The 21698-nt window shown below is 54.6% G+C and carries 23 protein-coding genes; 15 read left to right on the top strand and 8 right to left on the bottom strand.

Features of this window, described 5'->3' with window-relative positions:
• Nucleotides 1-14 precede the first annotated feature (14 nt).
• On the top strand, nucleotides 15-818 hold the full coding sequence (locus FHW74_RS16560) for a MetQ/NlpA family ABC transporter substrate-binding protein (protein ID WP_183171468.1): 804 nt from the start codon (nucleotides 15-17) through the stop codon (nucleotides 816-818).
• A 56-nt stretch (nucleotides 819-874) separates the two neighbouring features.
• On the opposite strand, the gene FHW74_RS16555 is transcribed toward FHW74_RS16560, so the two are convergent.
• A complete protein-coding gene (locus FHW74_RS16555; RefSeq protein ID WP_183171467.1) occupies nucleotides 875-1354 on the bottom strand; it encodes a carboxymuconolactone decarboxylase family protein in 480 nt (159 codons plus the stop codon).
• A gap of 120 nt (nucleotides 1355-1474) precedes the next feature.
• On the opposite strand from FHW74_RS16555, the gene FHW74_RS16550 reads away from it, so the two are divergent.
• Nucleotides 1475-2866 (top strand): PLP-dependent aminotransferase family protein, encoded by a 1392-nt coding sequence (locus tag FHW74_RS16550; RefSeq protein WP_183171483.1) that lies wholly within the window; start codon nucleotides 1475-1477, stop codon nucleotides 2864-2866.
• On the opposite strand, the gene FHW74_RS16545 is transcribed toward FHW74_RS16550, so the two are convergent.
• From FHW74_RS16545 to FHW74_RS16535, 3 genes are all read right to left on the bottom strand, one after another.
• Nucleotides 2863-4806 (bottom strand): bifunctional diguanylate cyclase/phosphodiesterase, encoded by a 1944-nt coding sequence (locus tag FHW74_RS16545; RefSeq protein WP_183171466.1) that lies wholly within the window; start codon nucleotides 4804-4806, stop codon nucleotides 2863-2865. The genes FHW74_RS16550 and FHW74_RS16545 overlap by 4 nt on opposite strands.
• Before the next feature lie 229 nt (nucleotides 4807-5035).
• A complete protein-coding gene (locus FHW74_RS16540; RefSeq protein WP_183171465.1) occupies nucleotides 5036-5563 on the bottom strand; it encodes a GNAT family N-acetyltransferase in 528 nt (175 codons plus the stop codon).
• An 82-nt stretch (nucleotides 5564-5645) separates the two neighbouring features.
• Complete coding sequence (locus FHW74_RS16535; protein WP_183171464.1) at nucleotides 5646-6575, bottom strand: LysR family transcriptional regulator; 930 nt, start codon at nucleotides 6573-6575, stop codon at nucleotides 5646-5648.
• Nucleotides 6576-6840: 265 nt separating this feature from the next.
• Between FHW74_RS16535 and ttdA the strand changes: the two genes are divergently transcribed.
• From ttdA to asr, 4 genes are all read left to right on the top strand, one after another.
• Nucleotides 6841-7749: a L(+)-tartrate dehydratase subunit alpha gene (gene ttdA, locus FHW74_RS16530; protein ID WP_183171463.1), complete on the top strand. Its 909-nt coding sequence runs from the start codon at nucleotides 6841-6843 to the stop codon at nucleotides 7747-7749.
• Nucleotides 7746-8351: a L(+)-tartrate dehydratase subunit beta gene (ttdB, locus tag FHW74_RS16525; protein ID WP_183171462.1), complete on the top strand. Its 606-nt coding sequence runs from the start codon at nucleotides 7746-7748 to the stop codon at nucleotides 8349-8351. Before ttdA ends, ttdB begins: the two co-directional genes overlap by 4 nt.
• A gap of 56 nt (nucleotides 8352-8407) precedes the next feature.
• On the top strand, nucleotides 8408-9868 hold the full coding sequence (locus FHW74_RS16520) for an anion permease (protein WP_183171461.1): 1461 nt from the start codon (nucleotides 8408-8410) through the stop codon (nucleotides 9866-9868).
• A gap of 171 nt (nucleotides 9869-10039) precedes the next feature.
• Complete coding sequence (asr, locus tag FHW74_RS16515; RefSeq protein WP_183171460.1) at nucleotides 10040-10351, top strand: acid resistance repetitive basic protein Asr; 312 nt, start codon at nucleotides 10040-10042, stop codon at nucleotides 10349-10351.
• A gap of 126 nt (nucleotides 10352-10477) precedes the next feature.
• Here the strand turns inward: asr and hemB are convergent, their stop codons facing one another.
• A complete protein-coding gene (gene hemB, locus FHW74_RS16510; RefSeq protein ID WP_183171459.1) occupies nucleotides 10478-11455 on the bottom strand; it encodes a porphobilinogen synthase in 978 nt (325 codons plus the stop codon).
• 153 nt (nucleotides 11456-11608) lie between these two features.
• Here hemB and FHW74_RS16505 point away from each other — a divergent pair, with 153 nt between their 5' ends.
• On the top strand, nucleotides 11609-11953 hold the full coding sequence (locus FHW74_RS16505) for a type II toxin-antitoxin system PrlF family antitoxin (protein WP_183171458.1): 345 nt from the start codon (nucleotides 11609-11611) through the stop codon (nucleotides 11951-11953).
• Between the two features lie 11 nt (nucleotides 11954-11964).
• Nucleotides 11965-12438, top strand: a complete 474-nt coding sequence (locus tag FHW74_RS16500) for a type II toxin-antitoxin system YhaV family toxin (RefSeq protein WP_255459930.1) — start codon at nucleotides 11965-11967, stop codon at nucleotides 12436-12438.
• Nucleotides 12439-12486: 48 nt separating this feature from the next.
• On the opposite strand, the gene ampH is transcribed toward FHW74_RS16500, so the two are convergent.
• Nucleotides 12487-13668 carry a D-alanyl-D-alanine-carboxypeptidase/endopeptidase AmpH gene (gene ampH / locus FHW74_RS16495; RefSeq protein WP_183171456.1) on the bottom strand — a complete coding sequence of 394 codons (1182 nt, stop codon included), beginning with the start codon at nucleotides 13666-13668 and terminating at the stop codon, nucleotides 12487-12489.
• Nucleotides 13669-14040: 372 nt separating this feature from the next.
• On the opposite strand from ampH, the gene sbmA reads away from it, so the two are divergent.
• Nucleotides 14041-15255: a peptide antibiotic transporter SbmA gene (gene sbmA, locus FHW74_RS16490; protein WP_183171455.1), complete on the top strand. Its 1215-nt coding sequence runs from the start codon at nucleotides 14041-14043 to the stop codon at nucleotides 15253-15255.
• Nucleotides 15256-15273: 18 nt separating this feature from the next.
• Complete coding sequence (locus tag FHW74_RS16485) at nucleotides 15274-16359, top strand: DUF1615 domain-containing protein (RefSeq protein WP_183171454.1); 1086 nt, start codon at nucleotides 15274-15276, stop codon at nucleotides 16357-16359.
• A 2-nt stretch (nucleotides 16360-16361) separates the two neighbouring features.
• On the opposite strand, the gene FHW74_RS16480 is transcribed toward FHW74_RS16485, so the two are convergent.
• Nucleotides 16362-16679, bottom strand: a complete 318-nt coding sequence (locus FHW74_RS16480) for a DUF2755 family protein (RefSeq protein ID WP_125295549.1) — start codon at nucleotides 16677-16679, stop codon at nucleotides 16362-16364.
• Nucleotides 16680-16962: 283 nt separating this feature from the next.
• Here FHW74_RS16480 and FHW74_RS16475 point away from each other — a divergent pair, with 283 nt between their 5' ends.
• Nucleotides 16963-17178, top strand: coding sequence for a DUF2754 domain-containing protein (locus tag FHW74_RS16475; protein WP_125295548.1), 216 nt, complete (start codon nucleotides 16963-16965; stop codon nucleotides 17176-17178).
• A gap of 3 nt (nucleotides 17179-17181) precedes the next feature.
• On the opposite strand, the gene ddlA is transcribed toward FHW74_RS16475, so the two are convergent.
• Entirely contained in the window at nucleotides 17182-18282 is a 1101-nt protein-coding gene (gene ddlA / locus FHW74_RS16470; RefSeq protein WP_183171453.1) for a D-alanine--D-alanine ligase, read from the bottom strand.
• 129 nt (nucleotides 18283-18411) lie between these two features.
• Between ddlA and FHW74_RS16465 the strand changes: the two genes are divergently transcribed.
• The 4 genes from FHW74_RS16465 (at nucleotide 18412) to psiF (ending at nucleotide 21682) form a co-directional block, all read left to right on the top strand.
• The gene (locus tag FHW74_RS16465; RefSeq protein WP_183171452.1) at nucleotides 18412-19110 is read left to right on the top strand and encodes an extensin family protein; all 699 of its coding nucleotides are present in this window, start codon (nucleotides 18412-18414) and stop codon (nucleotides 19108-19110) included.
• 168 nt (nucleotides 19111-19278) lie between these two features.
• Nucleotides 19279-20490 carry a multidrug efflux MFS transporter gene (locus tag FHW74_RS16460; protein WP_183171451.1) on the top strand — a complete coding sequence of 404 codons (1212 nt, stop codon included), beginning with the start codon at nucleotides 19279-19281 and terminating at the stop codon, nucleotides 20488-20490.
• A gap of 218 nt (nucleotides 20491-20708) precedes the next feature.
• Nucleotides 20709-20969 carry an anti-adapter protein IraP gene (iraP, locus tag FHW74_RS16455; RefSeq protein ID WP_183171450.1) on the top strand — a complete coding sequence of 87 codons (261 nt, stop codon included), beginning with the start codon at nucleotides 20709-20711 and terminating at the stop codon, nucleotides 20967-20969.
• A 392-nt stretch (nucleotides 20970-21361) separates the two neighbouring features.
• Nucleotides 21362-21682 carry a phosphate starvation-inducible protein PsiF gene (psiF, locus tag FHW74_RS16450; RefSeq protein WP_183171482.1) on the top strand — a complete coding sequence of 107 codons (321 nt, stop codon included), beginning with the start codon at nucleotides 21362-21364 and terminating at the stop codon, nucleotides 21680-21682.
• Nucleotides 21683-21698: the final 16 nt, after the last annotated feature.

Below are 21698 nucleotides of genomic sequence, written 5' to 3'. Positions count from 1 at the left end.
AGAGAACACACATCATGAAAAAAGTACTGACACTGATAGCAGCAGCCACCCTGAGTTTCTCCGCCTGGGCCGACACCCTGACCGTGGGCGCGTCCAACGTGCCGCACGCGGAGATCCTCGAGCAGGCGAAACCGATTCTGGCGAAGCAGGGCATCGACCTGGAAATCCGTCCGTTCCAGGATTACATCCTGCCGAATACCGCGCTGGCCAGCCGCGATATCGATGCCAACTACTTCCAGCACATCCCGTATCTGAACAGCGTGCTGAAAGACCATGCCGGCGACAAAACTTATGATTTCGTCAGCGCGGGCGCGATCCACATCGAGCCGATTGGCATCTACTCTAAAAAATACAAATCGCTGAAAGATCTGCCAGAAAATGGCCGCGTGATCATGCGTGACGCAGTGGCGGAAGAGGGCCGTATCCTCTCTATCTTTGAAAAAGAGGGTGTGATCAAGCTGAAGCCGGGCGTGGATAAAGTCGCCGCGCGCATCAGCGATGTGGTGGAAAACCCGAAAAAACTGCAATTCCTGCCGAACGTAGAAGGGTCTTTGCTGCCGCAAATGTATAACAACGACGAAGGTGATGCGGTGGTGATCAACGCTAACTACGCTATCGACGCGGGCCTGGACCCGGTGAAAGATCCGATTGCGGTTGAGAGCGGCGAAAACAACCCGTATGCCAACATCATCACCGTGCATAAAGGCGACGAGAAGAAGAAAGATATCGTCGCGCTGGTTGAGGTATTGCACTCCAAAGAGATTCAGGACTGGATCCGCACCAAATACAAAGGCGCGGTGATTTCGGTAAACAACTGATCATGGTACAGGCAAAACGCCTGTCAGCCTGTGCTGACGGGCGTTTTGCTTTCTTTTTAGCGCAGGTTAGCGCGGTCCAGACCCTGAGCAGTATCCAGCGCGCCGGGCGTCATACGCGATAATATTTGCAGTCGGTTCCAGGTGTTGATGAGGGCAATAGAGAAGGTGAGTTCAGAGAGCTGCGTCTCGCTGAAGTGCTCCTGCACCGCGCGATATAATTCATCGCTTACCCCGTGTTCGCTAATCCGCGTTAAGGCTTCCGCCAGGGCCAGCGCCGCTTTTTCCTTTGCGCTAAACAGCGGCGACTCCCGCCAAATCGTCAGGTGATGGATACGCAGTTCGCGCTCCTCTTTTAACTTCGCTTGTTTAACGTGCATATCCAGGCAGAACGCACAGCCGTTCAACTGAGAAACGCGAATATCAATCAGATTCTTGATGGTCGAATCCAGCGAGCTTTTGTGTGATGCGATGCTGGCATCGGAGAGCGCTTTCGCCAGGGTTGGTGCCGCCTGGAAATGGTTTATGCGAGTCGTCATTGTCTTATCCTCTTTATGGCAGGTGATAAATCTAAAAGGGAGCATGAGGTTCCGTTAGGCGATATCTTATGAGGATATGACATACCCGAAAGGGTCAACACTGTTGAAAACAGGTAGGACATCATGAGGGGTTATCGGGAAATTTACGCGCGTTACCGGCAAAATATCCTCGCGGGGGTGTTAAAGCCGGGGGATAAGGTGCCGTCAATCCGCGTGCTGGCTGAGGAGCTTAACGTCGCCCGTAAAACCGTCGAGGCGGCCTATGCGGTGCTGGTGGGTGAGGGCTATCTGGTAAGCCGGGGCGCGAAAGGGACCTGCGTGAACCCGGATCTGGTGATGTCTGCTCCGCGACCTGATATGACGCCTGATAGCGACGACGCGGCGCTGAATCAGTTTCTCGATCTGCGCGACGGCGCGGGCTATTTACGCCTCGGCATTCCTGCGCTGGACGCGTTTCCCAATAAAAAATGGCTGCTACTGGCGGGCAAAGCGGTGCGTAGCCTGCGCCCCAGTGAGATGACCAACCCACCGGTGATGGGGTATACCCCGCTGCGCGAAGCCATCGCCAGCTATGTGAATATCTCCCGCGGGCTAAACTGCACGGCGGAACAGGTGTTCGTCACCAGCGGCTACCGCAGTAATTTGATGCTGATCCTCCACGCGCTGGGGGAAAAAAGCGACAAAGTGGTGTTTGAAGATCCGGGCTATTTTTTCGGTCAGCGGCTATTAAAGCGCTTTGCGACACGGCTGCACTACGCACCGGTGGATCGGCAGGGCCTCGACGTGGATTACCTGCTGCGCCATCATGAAGACGCCCGCTTTGCCATCGTCACGCCCTCGCACCACAGCCCGCTTGCCGTTACGCTCTCGCTGCCGCGTAAGCATCAGCTGTTGGAGTGGGCGGCGGCCAGGCAGCGTTGGATCATCGAGGACGATTATGATGGTGAATTTCATTACACCCGCAAAGTACTCCCCGCGCTGAAAAGCCTTGATACCCAGGACCGGGTGATTTATGTGGGCACTTTCAGCAAAACCGTGATGCCTGCGATTCGCATTAGCTATATCGTGATGCCGAAAGCGACCATTGCGCGGTTTCGGGAAATTGGCGAGATCATGGAGGCCGGGCAGCCGGTGCTGACCCAAAAAATTCTCGCGGCGTTTCTCGGCGAAGGCCATTTCTATAAACACCTGAAGAAAATGCGCACGCTGTATCAGCTGCGGCGGAAAATGCTGCTGGAAGCGCTGCACACCGTTTATCCGGGGCTGTTTGAGATTGAGCTTTCTGATGGCGGGATGCATATCGTCGCTTTCCTGCGCGCCAGCACGCGCGATGTGGAACTGGCGACACTGTGGCAGCGCCATCAGCTACAGGTCAGCGCGCTCTCCGGCTGGTATTGCCTGAACGCAAAGCGCTATGGCCTGGTGATGAGCTACACCAATATCGCCTCGATGGAACAGGCCATTGCGCTAATCAGCCGCCCACGCGCCGAAACCCTGGCGTTACTTGCTTAATTCGCCGCACAGAGTGCGTGACCGGCGGCGAGGATATGCAGCGCCGCGCCCTGTTCCAGCGGGCGTGAAAAATAGTAACCCTGCATAAAATGCACGCCGCACTGTTTCAGGATCGCCACCTGGATTTTGGTTTCAACTCCTTCGGCAATCACATCAAAATCCAGGCTTTCGGAGATATCTTTTACCGCCTGAACAATGGTGCGGCCTTTATTTTCAATATTATTGATAAACGAGCGGTCGATTTTTATAAAATCGATATTCATATTGTGGATCACCGACAGGCTGGAATAGCCGGTACCGAAATCATCCACCGAGAATTTCACGCCGCGTTTCTGTAACTCGCTGACCTTTTGATAAATCGTGTGCTGCTCGGAGTGAATAATCGATTCGGTCACTTCGAGATGCAGTAAATGCGGAGGAATGGCATAGCGGTCGATAAGGTTATTCACGTTATCAACGAACTCTTTGTCGTAGAACTGAATAATCGAAATATTTACGCACATTGAAATACCCGACTTCAGCTTCAACATTTCGGAAAGTATCCGACAGGCTTCTTCCATTATCCAGTTGCCGATCTGGACGATGCGCCCGCTCTGCTCCATTAACGGAATAAATTCCGCCGGAGAGATATCCCGGCCGCCGAAATGCCAGCGCAGCAGCGCCTCGAAACTGACAATCTCGCCGTTACTGTCGACGATAGGTTGATATACCGCGCGAAACTCATTGCGATCCAGCGCGTAGCGCAGTGCTTCGTTCAGGGTTATTTTGCGCCGCAGGCTTTCTTCAAGCTCATGATTATAAAAGGCGACCCGCTCCGGGTATTTGCCTTTTTGCGAATACATGGCGATATCCGCGAGCTGAATTAGCCGGGTAATGGAAGTATCATGTTCCGGGCACACCGCAATGCCAATGGTTGCGCCCAGCGTAATGGTTTGGTCATCCAGCAGGATTGGACGGGAAAGGCTGGTGACCATATTTTCCGCCAGTTGCCAGGTGAGATGACGGTCGGTTTCAGTGGTCAGATAGATAAATTCATCCCCGCCCCAGCGGCAGATTAAATTCCCCTGGCGATAAAAATCGTTCAACCGGGCGCTGAGGGAAATCAGTACCATATCGCCAATATCATGACCGAGCGTATCATTGATATTTTTGAAGCCGTCTAAATCGATAAAGAAAATTGAAAAGCCTTTTTCCCGGTTGTTTTTGTAGCGGTTGGCGATCTCTTCGGCGGCGGATAAAAATGAAACCCGGTTATAAAGCCCGGTAAGCGCATCGATATGGGATATTTCGTAAACTTCCTGGGTACGCCGTTTGATGGTTTTTTCCATCCGCTCTAACAGCGTTTGATTCCGGTAGCGTAATAAGATGGCTTCTTTAATATAACGGGCGGCTTTCATCGATGAGATAATCATCGTCAGGGTAAAACAGACGCCGAGAAAGCCTAAATTAACCCGGTATTGCTCCGGCTGAAGGATTAATAGCACTGACATCGGCAACAAAATAATAATGTTATACAGCGAGGATAGCATCAGGTTGCCGGATAATACGCTGGTGGCTCCACCCGCCATGGCGGAGAGAATAACGATGGTGGCGGTAAATTCTTCAGTCGAAAAAGTATGATAAAAACAGAGGATATAGGCGCTCCAGATGGCCGCAGTCAGCAGGCAACCGGATGAAAAACGTGCAATCCAGGAAATATCCCCTTTGCGCAGGGGATCGGCTTTTACCCATAATTGGGTATCTATGATGCGAATAATGAGAACCCCCATCATCAGTCCCCACCAGGTCAATTTGGTATACAGATTGTTCGAATTAAGAAATGAAAAGGCCAGGGTAGAGGAGGTGATAAAGGTGATTAAGATGCCGGGTAACGCATTGTTGTATAAAAGTTTTACCCCTTCCGACAGGTATAGCTTTGTATGTTCTTGATTTTTAGTCATTATTATTCACACCGCTGTCATACCGTGATGGCTAATACATTAATATGGCTTATGTAAAAGAATACGTAAAATCATTATCGGCCAGGATGACAAAAATGTTAATAATTTTGCGTTTGCGCAATCGGATAGGGGCGGCAGGATAATATATCGATGAGGAATAAAATTATCCGACAAATTTTCCGCTCAAAGTTAAGCATTGCCGGTTAATTGTACAACAGCGGGATCAAGCTTATTTGGTGTTCAGATGCTTGTAGTAATAGGTGGTGGAGCAAATAACCCCATCCGGCATCAGGGCATAATGGGGAATCTCTCCCACCCGCTGCCAGCCTGCTTGCTGATAAAAGGTTTCCGCGCCGCTTCCTGTGGCGGTATCCAGCACCAGCACCGATCTGTTCTGGCAAGCCGCCTGGCATTCCAGTTCGGCCATAAGCTGTTGGGCAATACCCTGACGCCGTGCGCCAGGACTCACCAGCAGCTTGGCCACATCCGCGCGATGCGGCTGGTTTTCCGGCTGATCGAGGATAAGCTGCACCGTACCCGCGATCTGCTGGTTACCGTCCAGGGCTACCAGCACAATCCGCTCTGCGCGCGCGACGCTGTCGGCTACCCCGCTCCAGAACGCCTGCGCCTTAGCAGGGGTCATCGGCAGCATAAAACTCACCGAGGCGCCGTCATTGACGCAGTCGATCAGTAACTGGCTTAAGGCATTAAGCTGCGCCAGAATTTGCGGTGCGCTAAGGGCGGTGATGGTGGTCATTTTACTGGAGCCTGAGTGCGGAGGATGATTTACCTTGTCAGGAAGCCGCTGCGCTGACAAGCGGTAAAGCAAGAGGTTTTTCTTATGACGACGCGGCCAGCTCCGCGCCAAATCCGCGCTGGCACCAGGCGGTAAGAAATTCCACGCATACCCGCAGTTTAACGCTCTGGTATAACGGCTCCTGATACACCGCCCAGATATTGGCGCTCTGGGCGTAATCCGGCAGAACCTGCACCAGTTCGCCGCGCGCCAGGAACGGCTGCACATCCCACTGGGAGCGCAGCATAATTCCCCGGCCTTCCAGCGCCCAGCCCAGCACGATTTCACCGCTATTGGAGGAGAGATGCCCGGATATTTTCACCGAGCGTTTTTCTTTACCGTTTTCTAATTCCCAGATGCCCGGCGTCATATCCCGTTCTTTAGTGACCAGACAATCATGCTCGCTTAATTCCGCTAAATTACGCGGGGCCGGGTATTTTGCTAAATAGCGTGGCGCTGCACAAAGTATTCTTTTATTGTTAACCAGTAGCCGGGCAATATAGTTTTCCGGTATTTGGTTATTAATGCGAATATCCAGATCGATATTGTCGCGGCTTAAATCAATTTGCCGATCGAACAATTCAAAGTAAATTTGTAACTCCGGATACAGCTGCATTAATTCAGCAATCGCGCTGGCGATATGGGTTCTGCCAAAACCAAAACTGCATCCGATGCGGATCATTCCGGCTGGGCGCTGTTTAATAAGCGTTACCTCATCCACCAGTTGTTGTAACTGATTAAGAATGGTTAATGCCTGTTGATAGCACAGGGTGCCGCTTTCCGTGAGCGCAATGCCCCGGGCGGAGCGCTGTAGCAGGGTGGTCGAGAGGGTAGCCTCAAGGATTTGGATGCGTTTGGTGACGAAGGCGGGCGTCTGGCCCAGGCTTTCCGCCGCCGCGCTGAAGCTGCCGGTGCGGACTATCTCTACCAGAACTTGCAGATCTTTCGCCAGCGGGTAGTTATTTAACGCCATAATCAATCCCCGGAAAAATGTTATTTCTATCATGCCGCGTTAAGCTTATTCCGACAATGGATTTTATTTGCTGACACGTGCGCACCGTTTTATGAATGTATCCGGGCTGTTAAATAAATGCTGCCAGAAGCAATATCTCGCTCTATTCACGATCTGTTAATTGATCATTCACGGCTACCAGAAACATAAATCCACACTTTCCGTGGTAGTTTAATTTTAATTATCAGTATCAGCAGTTCGGTTTAATAAAACTGGAGCAGTGTCGATGAACATAAATAATAAGCAGGATGATATCGGCAAATTAACGCAGATTGTCGCCGATTTTACCGCCATGATTTCCACCCGTATGCCCGACGATGTGGTCGATAAATTAAAAGCCCTGCGCGATGCGGAAACCTCGCCAATGGCCAACATCATTTATCACACCATGTTCGACAATATGCAGCGCGCCATTGATCTCAATCGCCCGGCCTGCCAGGACACCGGGGAAATCATGTTTTTCGTCAAAGTGGGTACTCGCTTTCCGTGGCTCGCCCAGTTGCAGTCGGTACTCAAACAGGCCGTGGAGGATGCCACTGTCAAAGCGCCGCTGCGCCATAACGCAGTCGAGATCTTTGATGAGGTGAATACCGGTAAAAATACCGGCAGCGGCGTGCCGTGGGTCACCTGGGATCTGATCCCCGATGGCGACGAAGCGGAGATCGAAGTCTATATGGCGGGCGGCGGTTGTACGCTGCCGGGGCGCTCCAAAGTGCTGATGCCGTCAGAAGGCTATGAAGGCGTGGTGAAGTTTGTGTTTGAGAATATCTCAACCCTGGCGGTGAACGCCTGCCCGCCAGTGCTGGTGGGCGTGGGTATCGCCACCTCGGTAGAAACGGCGGCGGTACTGTCCCGTAAAGCGATCCTGCGGCCAATCGGCACCCGCCATCCCAACCCGAAAGCGGCGGAACTGGAGCTGCGTCTGGAAGAGGGCTTAAACAAACTCGGTATCGGGCCGCAGGGCTTAACCGGCAACAGCTCGGTGATGGGGGTGCATATCGAAAGCGCCGCCCGTCATCCCTCCACCATCGGCGTGGCGGTCTCCACCGGCTGCTGGGCGCACCGCCGCGGCACCCTGCGGGTCAAAGCCGATCTCTCGTTTGAAAACCTCTCTCACACCCGGAGCGCATTATGAAAAAGATCCTGACGACCCCGATCAGCGAAGCCGATCTGGCGGATATCCGCGTGGGCGATGTGATTTACCTGACCGGCACCCTGGTCACCTGTCGCGACGTTTGCCATCGGCGGCTCATTGAGCTAAAGCGTCCCATCCCGTTCGATCTCGCCGGGAAAGCCATTTTTCACGCCGGGCCGATTGTGCGCAAAAACGGCGACGGCTGGGAGATGGTCTCCGTCGGGCCGACCACCAGCATGCGTATGGAGAGCTTTGAGCAGGAATTTATTAAGCAAACCGGCGTGAAGTTGATTGTCGGTAAAGGCGGCATGGGGCCGAATACCGAAGCGGGCTGTAAAAAGTATAAGGCGCTACATGTGATCTACCCGGCAGGCTGCGCGGTGCTGGCCGCCACCCAGGTGGAGGAGATTGAAGAGGTGCACTGGACGGAGCTGGGGATGCCGGAGTCGCTGTGGGTGTGCCGGGTGAAAGAGTTCGGGCCGCTGATTGTGTCCATCGATACCCACGGCAATAACCTGATCGCCGAAAACAAAAAACAGTTCGCCGAGCGTTGCGAGCCGCTGATCGCGGATATCTGCGAGCACGTGCATTACATCAAATAACCGCGCAGCGCGGATTTCCTGAGAGGCGTTTCGCCTCTCTTTCACAGGACGTTATCATGGCTACATTGCGCAATTACTGGCGCTATCTGGCGCCGCTCGCTGTTATTCTCATTCTTGCCCTTATTCCCGCCCCGGCGGGTCTCGAGCTGCACAGCTGGCTCTATTTCGCCGTGTTTATGGGGGTGATCGTCGGCCTGATCCTGGAACCCGTTCCGGGAGCGGTGGTGGCGATGCTCGGCATTTCAATCATCGCGATTTTATCGCCCTGGCTGCTGTTCAGCCCGGCGCAACTGGCGGAACCGGGGTTTAAATTCACCGCCAAAGCGCTCAACTGGGCGGTCTCCGGGTTTTCCAATTCGGTGATCTGGCTGATTTTCGCTGCGTTTATGTTCGGCACCGGCTATGAGAAAACCGGCCTCGGGCGGCGCATCGCTCTGATGCTGGTGCAGAAGATGGGCCACAAAACCTTGTTTCTGGGCTATGCGGTGATGTTTTCGGAGCTGCTGCTTGCGCCGGTGACGCCTTCGAACTCGGCGCGTGGCGCAGGCATTATTTACCCGATTATCCGTAACCTGCCGCCGCTGTATCACTCGCAGCCCGGCAGCGCCAGCGCGCGCAGCGTCGGGTCGTACATCATGTGGATGGGGATTATGGCGAACTGCGTCACCAGCGCCATTTTCCTCACCGCGATGGCGCCTAACCTGCTGCTGATTGGCCTGATGAAAAGCGCCAGCGGCGCGGCGCTGAGCTGGGGGCAGTGGTTTACCGGCATGCTACCGTTGAGCATTGTGCTGGTGCTGCTCACGCCGTGGCTGGCTTACGTATTGTATCCACCGACCATTAAATCCGGCGATCAGGTGCCGAAATGGGCCGCAGAAGAGTTGCGCGCCATGGGGCCGCTGTGCTGTCGCGAAAAACGGATGTTGGGCTTTATGGTCTGTGCGCTGCTGCTGTGGATTTTCGCCGGGGATTATATTGACGCCGCGATGGTGGGATATGGCGTGGTCGCTCTGATGCTGGTCACTAAAATTATCAGCTGGGATGACATCATCACCAATAAAGCAGCGTGGAGCGTATTTTTCTGGCTGGCGTCGCTGATTGCCCTGGCGACCGGGCTGAACAATACCGGCTTTATCGCCTGGTTTGGCCAACTGCTGGCGAAGGGGATGAGTGGGTACTCACCTGGGCTGGTAATGGTGGTATTGATAGCCGTGTTTTACGGGCTGCGTTACTTCTTCGCCAGCGCCACTGCCTATACTTCCGCGTTGGCCCCGATGATGATTGCCGCCGCCGTGGCAATGCCTGCCATCCCGCTGCCGGTGTTCTGTTTGATGATTGGCGCCGCTATCGGCCTCGGCAGTATTTTGACGCCATACGCCACCGGGCCAAGCCCGATTTACTATGGTAGCGGGTACTTACCTACATCAGACTACTGGCGCTACGGGGCGATCTTCGGCGGGCTGTTTTTAGTGCTGCTGATTGCCACCGGGCTGCTGTGGATGCCCGTCATCCTGTAAAAAGCACGCTTTTTTACACGCCAAACCCGGCTCGCGAAAGCGCCGGGTTTGCCGCTTGTACATTTGGTTACGTGCCGATACCAATCACTCACGGAAGGCCGTCCCTCACATCACTATAGTGAACTCAACGGCCCACAGGGGCTGAATCACACACTACTTGAGGGTTACAAAATGAAAAAAGTATTAGCGCTGGTTGTTGCTGCCACCATGGGCCTGTCTGCTGCGGCATTCGCTGCTGATACCACCGCAGCCCCGGCTACCGCCACTGCCGCGCCGGCGAAAGCACCTACCACCCAAACTACCCATAAGAAAAAACACGCTAAAGTAGAACAGAAAGCCCAGGCGGCGAAAAAGCACCACAAAAAAGCGGAGGTGAAACCGGCCTCTGAACCGGCTGCGCAGAAAGCCCAGGCGGCTAAAAAACACCACAAACAGGCAGCCCACAAAGCGGCGGCAAAACCGGTTGCTCAGCCAGCGGCATAAGTAAACACCCGGGAAACCGGTTGTGATAAAGAACCCTGATTCCCGTCGGAATCGGGGTTTTTATTTTTCTGCCGCCTGATATACACAGGAGACTGTGTTCAAAAACGCCCGCTCCCGTGCGGAGGATTACAGGATCTTCTTCTCGGCCAGATCGAGGGCGAAGTAGCTGAAGATCAGATCTGCGCCCGCGCGCTTAATCGCGCCCAGGCTTTCGAGGGTCACTTTCTCTTCATCAATCGCGCCCGCTTGGGCGGCGAATTTGATCATCGCGTATTCACCGCTCACCTGGTAGGCGCCCAGCGGCAGGGTGGTGCGCTCGCGGATATCGCGCAGCACGTCCAGATACGCGCCGGCCGGTTTCACCATCAGGGCGTCCGCGCCTTCCGCTTCGTCAATCAGTGATTCACGGATCGCTTCGCGGCGGTTCAGCGGGTTCATCTGATAGGTTTTACGGTCGCCCTTCAGCGCGGTGCCTGCGGCTTCTCGGAACGGGCCGTAGAACGACGAGGCAAATTTCGTCGAGTAAGAAAAAATGGCGGTATCGGTGAAGCCCGCAGCGTCCAGCGCCTGGCGGATGGCTTTCACCTGGCCGTCCATTGCGGCGGAGGGGGCGATAAAATCCGCGCCCGCAGCGGCGGCGACCACCGCCTGCTTGCCGAGGTTCGCCAGGGTCGCGTCGTTATCCACGCCGTGATCGCACAATACGCCGCAGTGGCCGTGGGAGGTGTATTCGCAGAAACAGGTATCGGACATGACGATCATTTCCGGCACCGCGTCTTTGCAGATGCGCGACATCCGCGCCACCAGGCCATTTTCATTCCAGGCATCGCTGCCGGTGGCGTCGGTGTGATGAGAAATGCCGAACGTCATCACCGAGCGGATCCCGGCCTTGGCAAAGCGTTCGATCTCGCGGGCCAGGTATTTTTCCGGAATGCGCATCACGCCAGGCATGGCGGTAATGGCTTTGTAATCATCGATCTCTTCTTCAACAAAGATGGGCAACACCAGATCGTTTAAGGTCAGGGTTGTCTCTTCGAACATAGCGCGCAGCGCGGGCGATTGACGCAGACGGCGCGGGCGAGAAATCAGGGAGAAATCAGACATGGTAGCTATCTTATGTGAGTCAAAGAGGCCGCCAGTTTACCCGATGTGACGAAATTTTGTTTCACGAATCTGGGCGTAATCAAAGCAATGCAATTGCATTGGCAATGCAATTGCATTACATTGGGTGAGTACACCGTTCAACGGGAGGGATAAATGAATAACGTAATCATGGCAGGCGTCACGCTGCGAGCTTCCTCGAAATTAACCGCACGCAGCCAGACAACCATTCCGGCTTCTGTTAGAGATGCTATGAATTTAAAACCTGGCGAAGAGATCGAATACGCCGTCTTGGCTGACGGGCAGGTGCTGATGACGCGCAAGCAAACGAATCCCGAAGACGATCCGGTTATGGAAGGTTTTCTGAGTTTCCTCGCTAACGATATCCAGCATAATCCGTCGCAGATCCATGCGCTGGATACAGCGTTCTGGGATGACGTTGAGGCATTAACAGAAGGTGTGGATGTCGATCTCGATGCGCCGCTTGCTGATGAGAAATAAAAATGAATGGAATGCGGGCAGAGGCCCCATGGAAAGTGTATCAACATCCCTGCTTTGTTGCCCAGGTTAAGGCGCTTCGGGACGAGGTAACCGCGCTCAAGCATCACTATCCTGACGACTACCGAAACAAAGCGGCCACCAGGCTGTTAGCGGCTATCAACAAAGCCCGCAAAGAGATTTCTGCTGACCCAACCCAGGCAAAATATCGCCTGGGTGACACATTAGGCGCGGGCTACCGGCACTGGTTTCGGGCAAAGTTTCTCGGCCAGTATCGCTTGTTCTTTCGCTATAGCCTGAGAGAACGCATCATTATTCTTGCATGGGTCAATGATTCGCAAACGAAGCGCGCTTATGGCAATAAGCGAGATGCGTATAAGGTTTTCGGTGCCATGTTGGCTTCAGGGCATCCACCTGACGACTGGGAAACCTTGCTCAAAGAGACGATAAAGCAAGTCTCCCTGAGTCTGTGCGAACCCCAACCCTGAAATAACAAACCCGGCATCACGCCGGGTTTGTTATTTCAGACACCGGGTTTACTCATCGCTCACCGGCACCTGCGCTGACGCGGTAACCATCACCGGCTTATTGCCGGTCAGCTCGGTTATCAGGTTATTCACCCCGTCGCTCATATTCACAAAGCGGGTGAGCGGTGAACGGGTCACCACCACGAAAACGCCAATGTTGCTTTGCGGCACCATCGCCATATAAGTGATGAACCCGCCGCCGCCGCCGGTTTTCTGAATGATGCCCGGGCGGCCATTCTTCGGCTGCATGTACACCCAACCCAGGCCCAGCGCGTCGGCGCGCCCCGGTACGTCCATGCCGATCACTTTGGTGAACTGGCTGCGCTGGTAAATCAGCGTCTGCATCCGGTCCGCCTGGCTGGTGCGGGTATGGAAATCGGAGGCCAGGAACTGCTGCATCCAGCGCATCATATCGTCAGGGGTGGAGTAGATCCCGCCGCTGCCAATCGCCGCCAGGGTGTTGTTGCACGGGCTGGCGCCTTTTTCCGCCACCATTAAGCGACGGCACTGATCGGGGGAGGGCGTAAAGGTGGTGTCTTTCATGCCAAGCGGGCGGGCGATGTACTCATCAAATAACTGCGGATACGGCTTGCCCGCCGCACGGGACAGCGCGTCCGCCAGCAGATCGAAGGCGATATTGGAGTAAGCGACAACGGTGCCGGGCGCGGCTTTTAAATTCGCGGTGGCGAGCCAGTTCCAGCGTTGCTCGCGGGTCGGCCAGACAAACACCGGGCGATGCGCCGCGCCGCCCGGCTGTTCGCGGGGCAGGGCGCTGGTATGGGTCGCCAGGTTCACCAGCGTAATCGGTTTGCCCTGGTAGGTCGGCACCCGCGCGCCGGGAGGCGCGTATTTACTTAGCGGATCGTCGAGTTTCACCGTTCCCTGATCGAGCAGTTTCACCAGCATTTCGCTGGTCATCAGTTTGGTGAGCGAGGCTACGCGCACCACGGAATCGAGCTGCGGGCGCACATTATTGCCCGGGCGAGTTTCGCCAAAACTGCGGAACACCCGCTGGTTGCCGTCAATCACCACCAACGCCATGCCCGTCGCACCGCTGCCATAAAAAATATGCTCAGCGTAACGGTCAGTGATTTCGGACGCGAAGACCGGATCGGGGGAAGTTTGCGCCTGGCTTGCGGCAGGCAGCAGCACGGCACTCAGTGCGGCGAAAGTAAGCAGACAACGTTTCAACGAAGCAATCCATTCAGTCAGTGGCGATAAAAGCTATTTATACTACGGTTGCCGCTCCGGCAATGGGCGGATTAACGAAGTGTAGCGAGAAAAAACGTAACCACGGGTTACAGCGGCCCATTTTTTGCCGCGGCTCACAGTGCAAGCTGTTAAAAAGCCGGGAGTACGCTACGTTTTTAACGTTGGCCCCCTCAACACTGCGGCAATGGAACAGTTTGTTACCGAAACCAACCGGAACTAACCAGGCCGCGCTGTGTCTGATTGTCGCTGCCTCCGAGGCAAATTTTGGGGTTGTGATTCAACCCTGGACTGGATGTAAAAACGTTACGCGCAGCAATCGCGATAACAACAAGAATGAGCAGGAGTGAAGTGATGTTTAAATCGTTCTTTCCCAGGCCGACCGCCTTTTTTTTGTCGGCGTTTATTTGGGCGATGATCGCCGTAATTTTCTGGCAGGCAGGCGGCGCAGAGTGGGCCGGCAGGCTGGCAGGCGCAAGTAAAGAGGTGCCGATTAGCGCCGCGCGCTTCTGGTCACTCAGCTATCTCACTTTTTACGCGTATTACGCCCTTTGCGTGGGCCTGTTCGCGCTGTTCTGGTTTATCCGCAGCCCGCATCGCTGGCAGTACTGGTCGATTCTCGGCTCCGCGCTGATTATTTTCGTCACCTGGTTTCTGGTGGAAGTGGGTGTGGCGGTCAACGCCTGGTATGCCCCGTTTTACGATTTGATCCAGACCGCGCTCAGCTCGCCGCATAAAGTCTCTATCAACCAGTTCTACCGCGAAGTGGGCGTATTTTTAGGTATCGCCCTGATCGCGGTGGTGGTCAGCGTCCTGAACAACTTTTTTATCAGCCACTACGTGTTTCGCTGGCGCACCGCAATGAACGAATACTATATGACGCACTGGCAGCGCCTGCGCCATATCGAAGGGGCCGCTCAGCGTGTGCAGGAAGACACGATGCGTTTTGCTTCTACGCTGGAAAGCATGGGCGTCAGCTTTATTAACGCCATCATGACGCTGATTGCTTTTTTGCCGGTGCTGGTGGCGCTCTCCCCGCATGTGAAAGAGTTGCCGATTATCGGTTACGTGCCCTATGGCCTGGTGATCGCCGCGATCATCTGGTCGCTGATGGGTACCGGATTGCTGGCGGTGGTGGGGATCAAACTGCCGGGGCTGGAGTTTAAAAACCAGCGTGTGGAAGCCGCCTATCGTAAAGAGCTGGTTTACGGCGAAGATGACGCCAACCGCGCGACGCCGCCGACGGTGCGTGAACTGTTTGGCGCGGTGCGTCGCAACTACTTCCGCCTGTACTTCCACTACATGTATTTCAACATCGCGCGCATTTTGTATTTGCAGGTGGATAACGTATTCGGTTTGTTCCTGCTGTTTCCGTCGATTGTAGCGGGTACGATTACCCTCGGCCTGATGACCCAAATCACCAACGTGTTCGGCCAGGTGCGCGGGGCGTTCCAGTATCTGATCAGCTCCTGGACCACGCTGGTGGAACTGATGTCGATCTATAAGCGTCTGCGCAGTTTCGAGCGCGAGCTGGATACGCCGCAGCAGGAGATGGCCGAAGCGAATTAATCCACACACGGAGCGCGAATGCGACTGCAAAACGGAAAACGCGTAAGCCTGCTGGCACTGCTGGTGCTGGCGGGATGCGCTGGTAAACCCACGCCGGAGAAACCCTCCGGCCCCACGGTCGACGTGGCGCAAACGGTGAAGCGTAAAATGCCCGCCAGCGTGAAAGACCGCGACGGCTGGGCGAAGGAGATCGCCACAGCATTCGACAGCCAGAAAATCGCCCCAACGGAAGAGAACGTTTGTTCGGTGCTGGCGGTGGCCGAGCAGGAGGCTAATTACCAGGCCGATCCGGTGGTGCCAGGCTTAAGTAAAATCGCCTGGAAAGAGATAGAGCGGCGCGCCGACCGGGTGCATGTGCCGATGTTTTTGGTACGCACCGCACTGATGATTAAATCGCCCAACGGCAAAAGCTATAGCCAGCGGCTGGATAACGTGACCACCGAAAAACAGCTTAGCGCCATTTTCGATGATTTTATTGGCATGGTCCCGATGGGCCAGACGCTGTTCGGCAATTTAAACCCGGTGCATACCGGCGGCCCGATGCAGGTCAGCATTGCTTTTGCCGAGGCCCATACCCGCGGCTATCCGTGGAAAATGGACGGCACGGTACGCCAGGAAGTATTCAGCCGCCGTGGCGGATTGTGGTTCGGGATTTACCATCTGCTCAACTATCCGGCGAATTATACCCAGCCGCTGTACCGCTACGCCGATTTTAACGCCGGGTGGTACGCCAGCCGCAACGCCGCGTTCCAGTACGCAGTGAGCAAGGCCAGCGGCGTGAAGCTGGCGCTGGATGGCGACCTGATCCGTTACGATAGCGACGAGCCGGGCAACACCGAGCTGGCGGTGCGTAAGCTGAAAACCGGGCTGAGCGACAGCGAGATCCATCGCGCGCTGAAGAAGGGCGATGCGTTAGATTTCGAAGAAACCGCGCTGTACAAGAAAGTGTATGAAATGGCTGAGAAGAAAACCGGTAAGCCGCTGGCGCGTGAAATGCTGCCGGGCATTCAGCTTGAGAGCCCGAAAATCACCCGCAATCTCACCACGGCGTGGTTTGCGAAGCGGGTTGACGATCGTCGGGCTCGCTGCATGAACAAATCGTAAGGTTAGTAGCGTCGTTGTTGAAAGCGCAGCCACAGGCTAATCGCCGCCGCGATCAGGCAGCCCACTAAAAAGGGCACCAGTCCAAAGATCGTGCCGACCAGCATTCCTATTTCGATGTGCGGTCGGCCGTTCTCCTTCACATCAAGTTGCATCAAGTGCTCAAACACACCGGGTGCATTCACCAACATGTTCAGAATCTGCGATCCGACCCAGAAGCAGAACAGGACAAAAACCGCGTACGCGATGTTGCCGAGCGTGGTCGACGGCTCGCGCTTTTTCCCTGCGATGATGGTGGACTTCGACAAAGTAAACTCTGCCATAATGACCTCCCGGAAACGCATAAACCCAGGCATGTCGCCTGATGACTCACAGGCGAGTCTGACAGTTGATCGCAAATGTCAATATCGGATTTCTGGTAAATTCGTGTCCAGATTACTCCTGGATGTCAGAAGTCTGTCTTTAGTCACATTTTTGTAACTTTTGTGAATGACGATTAACATCATGCTTTTGGCGTATTTGTCACGGCGTGTAAAGGCGCGTGCCGTGCCGCAGACAGCCTGAAAGCGATGTGCGATGATGCCGTTTTTCTTCTCTGGAGCCACCATGAATCTGCCCGCAAAAATTCGCCGCGACTGGCATTACTACGCCGTCGCTATCGGCCTGATTTTTATTATGAACGGGGTTGTCGGTCTGCTGGGTTTTGAAGCCAAAGGCTGGCAAACCTATGCGGTGGGGCTGGTAACCTGGGTGATCAGCTTCTGGCTGGCGGGGCTGGTGATCCGTCGGCGTCCGGAAGAGTCGGACGCCGCGCAAGAGTAACGATTACAGCGTGATAGTGCTCTTCAGGGCGCTATCCCGGGCATGGCGCTCCAGCGCCAGCTCAATCAGCCGGGTAATCAGTTGCTGATAGCTGATGCCGCTGGCCTGCCACAGCTTCGGATACATGCTGATATTGGTGAAGCCGGGTAGGGTATTGATCTCATTGATAATCACCTCGTTATCCGGCGTCAGGAACACATCCACCCGCGCCATGCCGCTGCACTCCAGCGTCTGGTACGCCTGGAGCGCAATGGCGCGAATTTTGTCGTTGATGTCCGCCGGGATCGCCGCAGGCACTTCCACCCGGGCGGCGTTGCCGTCAATGTATTTGGTGTCGTAAGAGTAGAATGCACTGTTGACGACGATCTCACCGCAGGTACTGGCTTCGGGATGATCGTTGCCCAGCACGGCGCATTCGATCTCACGTCCTTTGATCCCGGTTTCCACCACCACTTTATGATCGAATTCAAACGCCAGATCGACCGCTGCCCGATATTCCGCTTCGTTGGTGACTTTGCTTACGCCAACTGAGGAACCCTGATTAGCAGGTTTCACAAACAGAGGGGCGCCCAGCTTAGTTACAACATACTCAAAGTCATACTGCGAGCGGTTGGCGCGGGTGAGGGTGACAAACGGCGCAACCGCCAGACCGGCGTCACGCAAAAGGCGCTTGGCAACATCCTTATCCATACTGACAGCGGAGCCCAGTACGCCAGAGCCGACAAACGGCAGGTTCGCAACGCGCAGTAACCCTTGCAGGCAGCCGTCTTCACCCAGCGTGCCGTGAACGATAGGGAAAATCACATCCACCTGCGGCAGCGTGTCATGGCTGTGGGTTTCGATTAGCTGCTGGGTGGCCTGGCCGGGTATTAACGCCAGGGTTTTCTCGGAACGGTTAAGAGCAATATGCGCGGGATCGTTGGCGTTAATCAGGTATTCGCTGGCGTCATTGATGTGCCACTCGCCCTGTTTATCAATGCCCATCAGCACCACGTCAAACTTCTCTTTATCAATGGCGTCGACGATATTTTTCGCTGACTGAAGTGATACTTCGTGTTCAGATGATTTGCCGCCGAACACAATCCCTACCCGCAGTTTTGCCATTTCTCTGTCCATCTCATAAAAACCAAAGCACACAACATAGCACGCTCAATTCGGCTATTCATGCTCAATCGTAAGGGAGGTAGAGATGTCAGCCGCTATACTGGTAGTTCACAGGAGCGGAGGGCGTGGATGGCGACGACGGGCGGAATGATTACCGGATTTTTACTCACTGCGCTGGCGGGGTGGGGGTTGTATGAATACCTGCCGCCGCAGTACAACCCCTTCGCGCCGCTCTCCCCCAGCGACCCGCCCACCGTGGTGACCCGCTATAAGCTGCGTCAGTTAGCTAACGACCCGGCGGCCTGTATGGCGGTGCTCAGACAAGCCAGCGAGCAGGGAATGATCCAGTTTCGGGAGCAAGCCAGCACCACCGGCAACTGCCCGCTGGATTCCCCGGTGCGCGTCACGCGCTTTGGCGAGGTGCAGCTCAGCAGCAGCTTTCTGGCCAGTTGTCCGCTGGCGCTGAGTTCGGCGATGTACGTTCAACAACGCGCGGTGCCGACGGCGCAGCAGATCATGGGCAGCCCGCTGCGGCGTATCGATCATCTTGGCAGCTTCGCCTGCCGCAATATCTACAACCGTGAGCAGGCGCGGCGCAGTGAACACGCCACGGCGGATGCGCTGGACATCAGCGGTTTTCGCTTCGCCAATGGCCAACAAATCACGGTGCGCAAAGGCTGGAATGAAAGCGGGCCGCGCGGCGAGGTGATGCGCGAGCTGTTCAGCCACAGTTGCGCGTTTTATGGCAATTCCCTCGGGCCCAACTACAACGCCGCCCATGCCGATCATTTCCATTTAGGTATGCGCGGGTTCGGGATCTGCCGTTAAAGCAGATTCCCCGGTTAGCTGGCGGTTATTTCGTGATGCGTATCACGGTTAAGCGCTTTTGTGTGATAAATCACTGAATTTCATCCTGGCGCATGGATCGCAAGAAGTCGCAGGCCGACTCTTGCTACCCTGCCATAAAATCTTCACATCTTATTGAAAACGCGCGTCATGGAATCCTGGAAAGTTAATCTTATCTCCGTCTGGTTCGGCTGCTTTTTTACCGGGCTGGCTATCAGTCAGATCTTGCCGTTTTTGCCGCTGTACGTGGCGCAGCTTGGCGTCACGTCCCACGAAGCGCTGTCGATGTGGTCGGGGTTGACCTTTAGCGTTACGTTTCTGGTTTCCGCCATCGTATCGCCGATGTGGGGCAGCCTGGCGGACCGCAAAGGCCGCAAGCTGATGCTGCTACGCGCGTCGCTAGGGATGGCAGTGGCGATCCTGTTGCAGGCATTTGCCACCAACGTCTGGCAACTGTTTTTCCTGCGCGCGCTGATGGGCCTGACGTCAGGCTATATTCCTAACGCCATGGCGCTGGTGGCATCCCAGGTGCCGCGCGAGCGCAGTGGATGGGCGCTGAGCACGCTCTCTACCGCGCAAATCAGCGGTGTGATCGCCGGGCCGCTGATGGGCGGTTTTCTGGCGGACTGGGTGGGGTTGCACTGGGTATTTTTAATTACCGCCGGTTTACTGATGGTCAGTTTTGTCGTGACGCTGTTGTTTATTAAAGAAGGTGTACGCACCGTGGTCACCAAAGATCAGCGGCTGAGCGGCAAAGCGGTGTTCGCGTCATTACCCTATCCGGGCCTGATTGTGAGCCTGTTCGTCACCACCCTGGTGATCCAGTTATGCAACGGCTCGGTGGGGCCGATCCTGGCGCTGTTTATCCAGTCGCTCGCGCCGGGCAGTAATAACATTGCGTTTTTAAGTGGCCTGATTGCTGCGGTGCCCGGCGTTTCGGCGTTAATGAGCGCGCCGCGCCTCGGGAAACTGGGCGATCGCATTGGCACGGCGCGCATCCTGATGGCGACGCTGATTGTCGCTGTGGTGCTGTTTTTCGCCATGTCGTTTGTCACCAACCCGGTGCAACTGGGCATCCTGCGTTTCCTGCTGGGTTTCGCCGACGGCGCCATGCTGCCAGCGGTGCAAACGCTGTTATTGAAATATTCCAGCGACCAAATCACCGGCCGTATTTTTGGGTACAACCAGTCGTTTATGTATCTGGGCAACGTCGTGGGGCCGTTGATGGGCGCGGGCGTCAGCGCCGCTGCCGGGTTTCGCTGGGTATTTGTCGCAACAGCGCTGGTTGTACTGATAAATATCGTCCAGCTTGCGGTTGCACTTAATCGCACCGCGGCTAAAAGACGGGTAGCAAAGTCCTGATATATCATATACATTGCAGCGTGATTTTTTATTCGTTATCGTTGGCAAACCGTTTATTCGCCGCAGGGAATACTATATATTCAGTGAAACGTTTCGCTGAATATATTATTCGCGGTTTCACATAAATACGATAAAATCGGCAAAATACTACTTTTCCCCCCTATCAAAAATGGGGAGGGGATGTTAACGTCATTTGACTTTTTAAAGGGATAATCTTCATGAAGAACTTAATTGCTGAACTATTAGTGACCCTCGCTGATAAAGAGCAGGAGTCAAAAGCGTTAGTGGCTCAGGTTGAAGCGTTGGAGATTGTTGTGACGGCGCTGCTGCGTCGAATGGACCCTGGTGAGCAACAGGCAATTATTGACAGCATCGACGGTGCAATGGATGGTGCGCGCGTAAAGTCTGAGGTCTCTGTAGAGGATTCGGAGCTCCTACAGCAGTACCTGAAAAAGCTCCTGAAACATCCCCGAACCTGAGGTTCAGGATTAGGTATCTGTTATTTTTGAGTCTTAAGCGAAATTATTCGCTGTGCCGATCTCTTTATTACCGTCATGCTATGAGACAATCGGGAAATAAATAACAAGGTATTTTATTTCTCGACTCTCATGGTGCATTTCTTCATTTATATTAAATATGCTTAAGGATATTACCGTTTCGGTAATTACCCGGCATTTTAGCCCTGCCTGGAAATAGCCTGATTGGGTAATAAGCGCGCAATCAGCGTTATTTCGACACGCCTTAGGGTATTGGTGTGTAAAAAAAGACACAAAAATTAATGTTATCCCGCTGGCAATCCTGAGATGCGCCAGTGGTTTTTCTGCTGCGCCAGGCCAGGCTTAAAACGCCTTATTTCAATTGGGATGGTGCTATGAAATCAACATTACTTTTTACGCTTCTGGCTGGAATGTTAAGCAGCTCTCCAGTCCATGCCGCCGAAAGAACGCTCACGCCGCAACAGCAGCGCATGACCACCTGTAACCAGCAGGCCACATCACAGGATCTGAAAGGCGACGCGCGAAAATCCTATATGAGCAATTGCCTGAAGAACAGCCACTCTGCGCCAGGCGATAAAAGTTTGACGCCTCAGCAGCAGAAAATGAAAAGCTGCAATACCGAGGCGGGAAATAAATCTCTTACTGGCGATGCCCGCAAAACCTTTATGAGTGAGTGTCTGAAAAAGGCCAGCTAATCATCCATTAGGGTGA

This window comes from Atlantibacter sp. RC6 (assembly GCF_014193285.1).
GTDB lineage: Bacteria > Pseudomonadota > Gammaproteobacteria > Enterobacterales > Enterobacteriaceae > Atlantibacter.
Note: the sequence above shows the minus strand (reverse complement) of the source record. Positions and strands in the feature narration are given on the sequence as shown.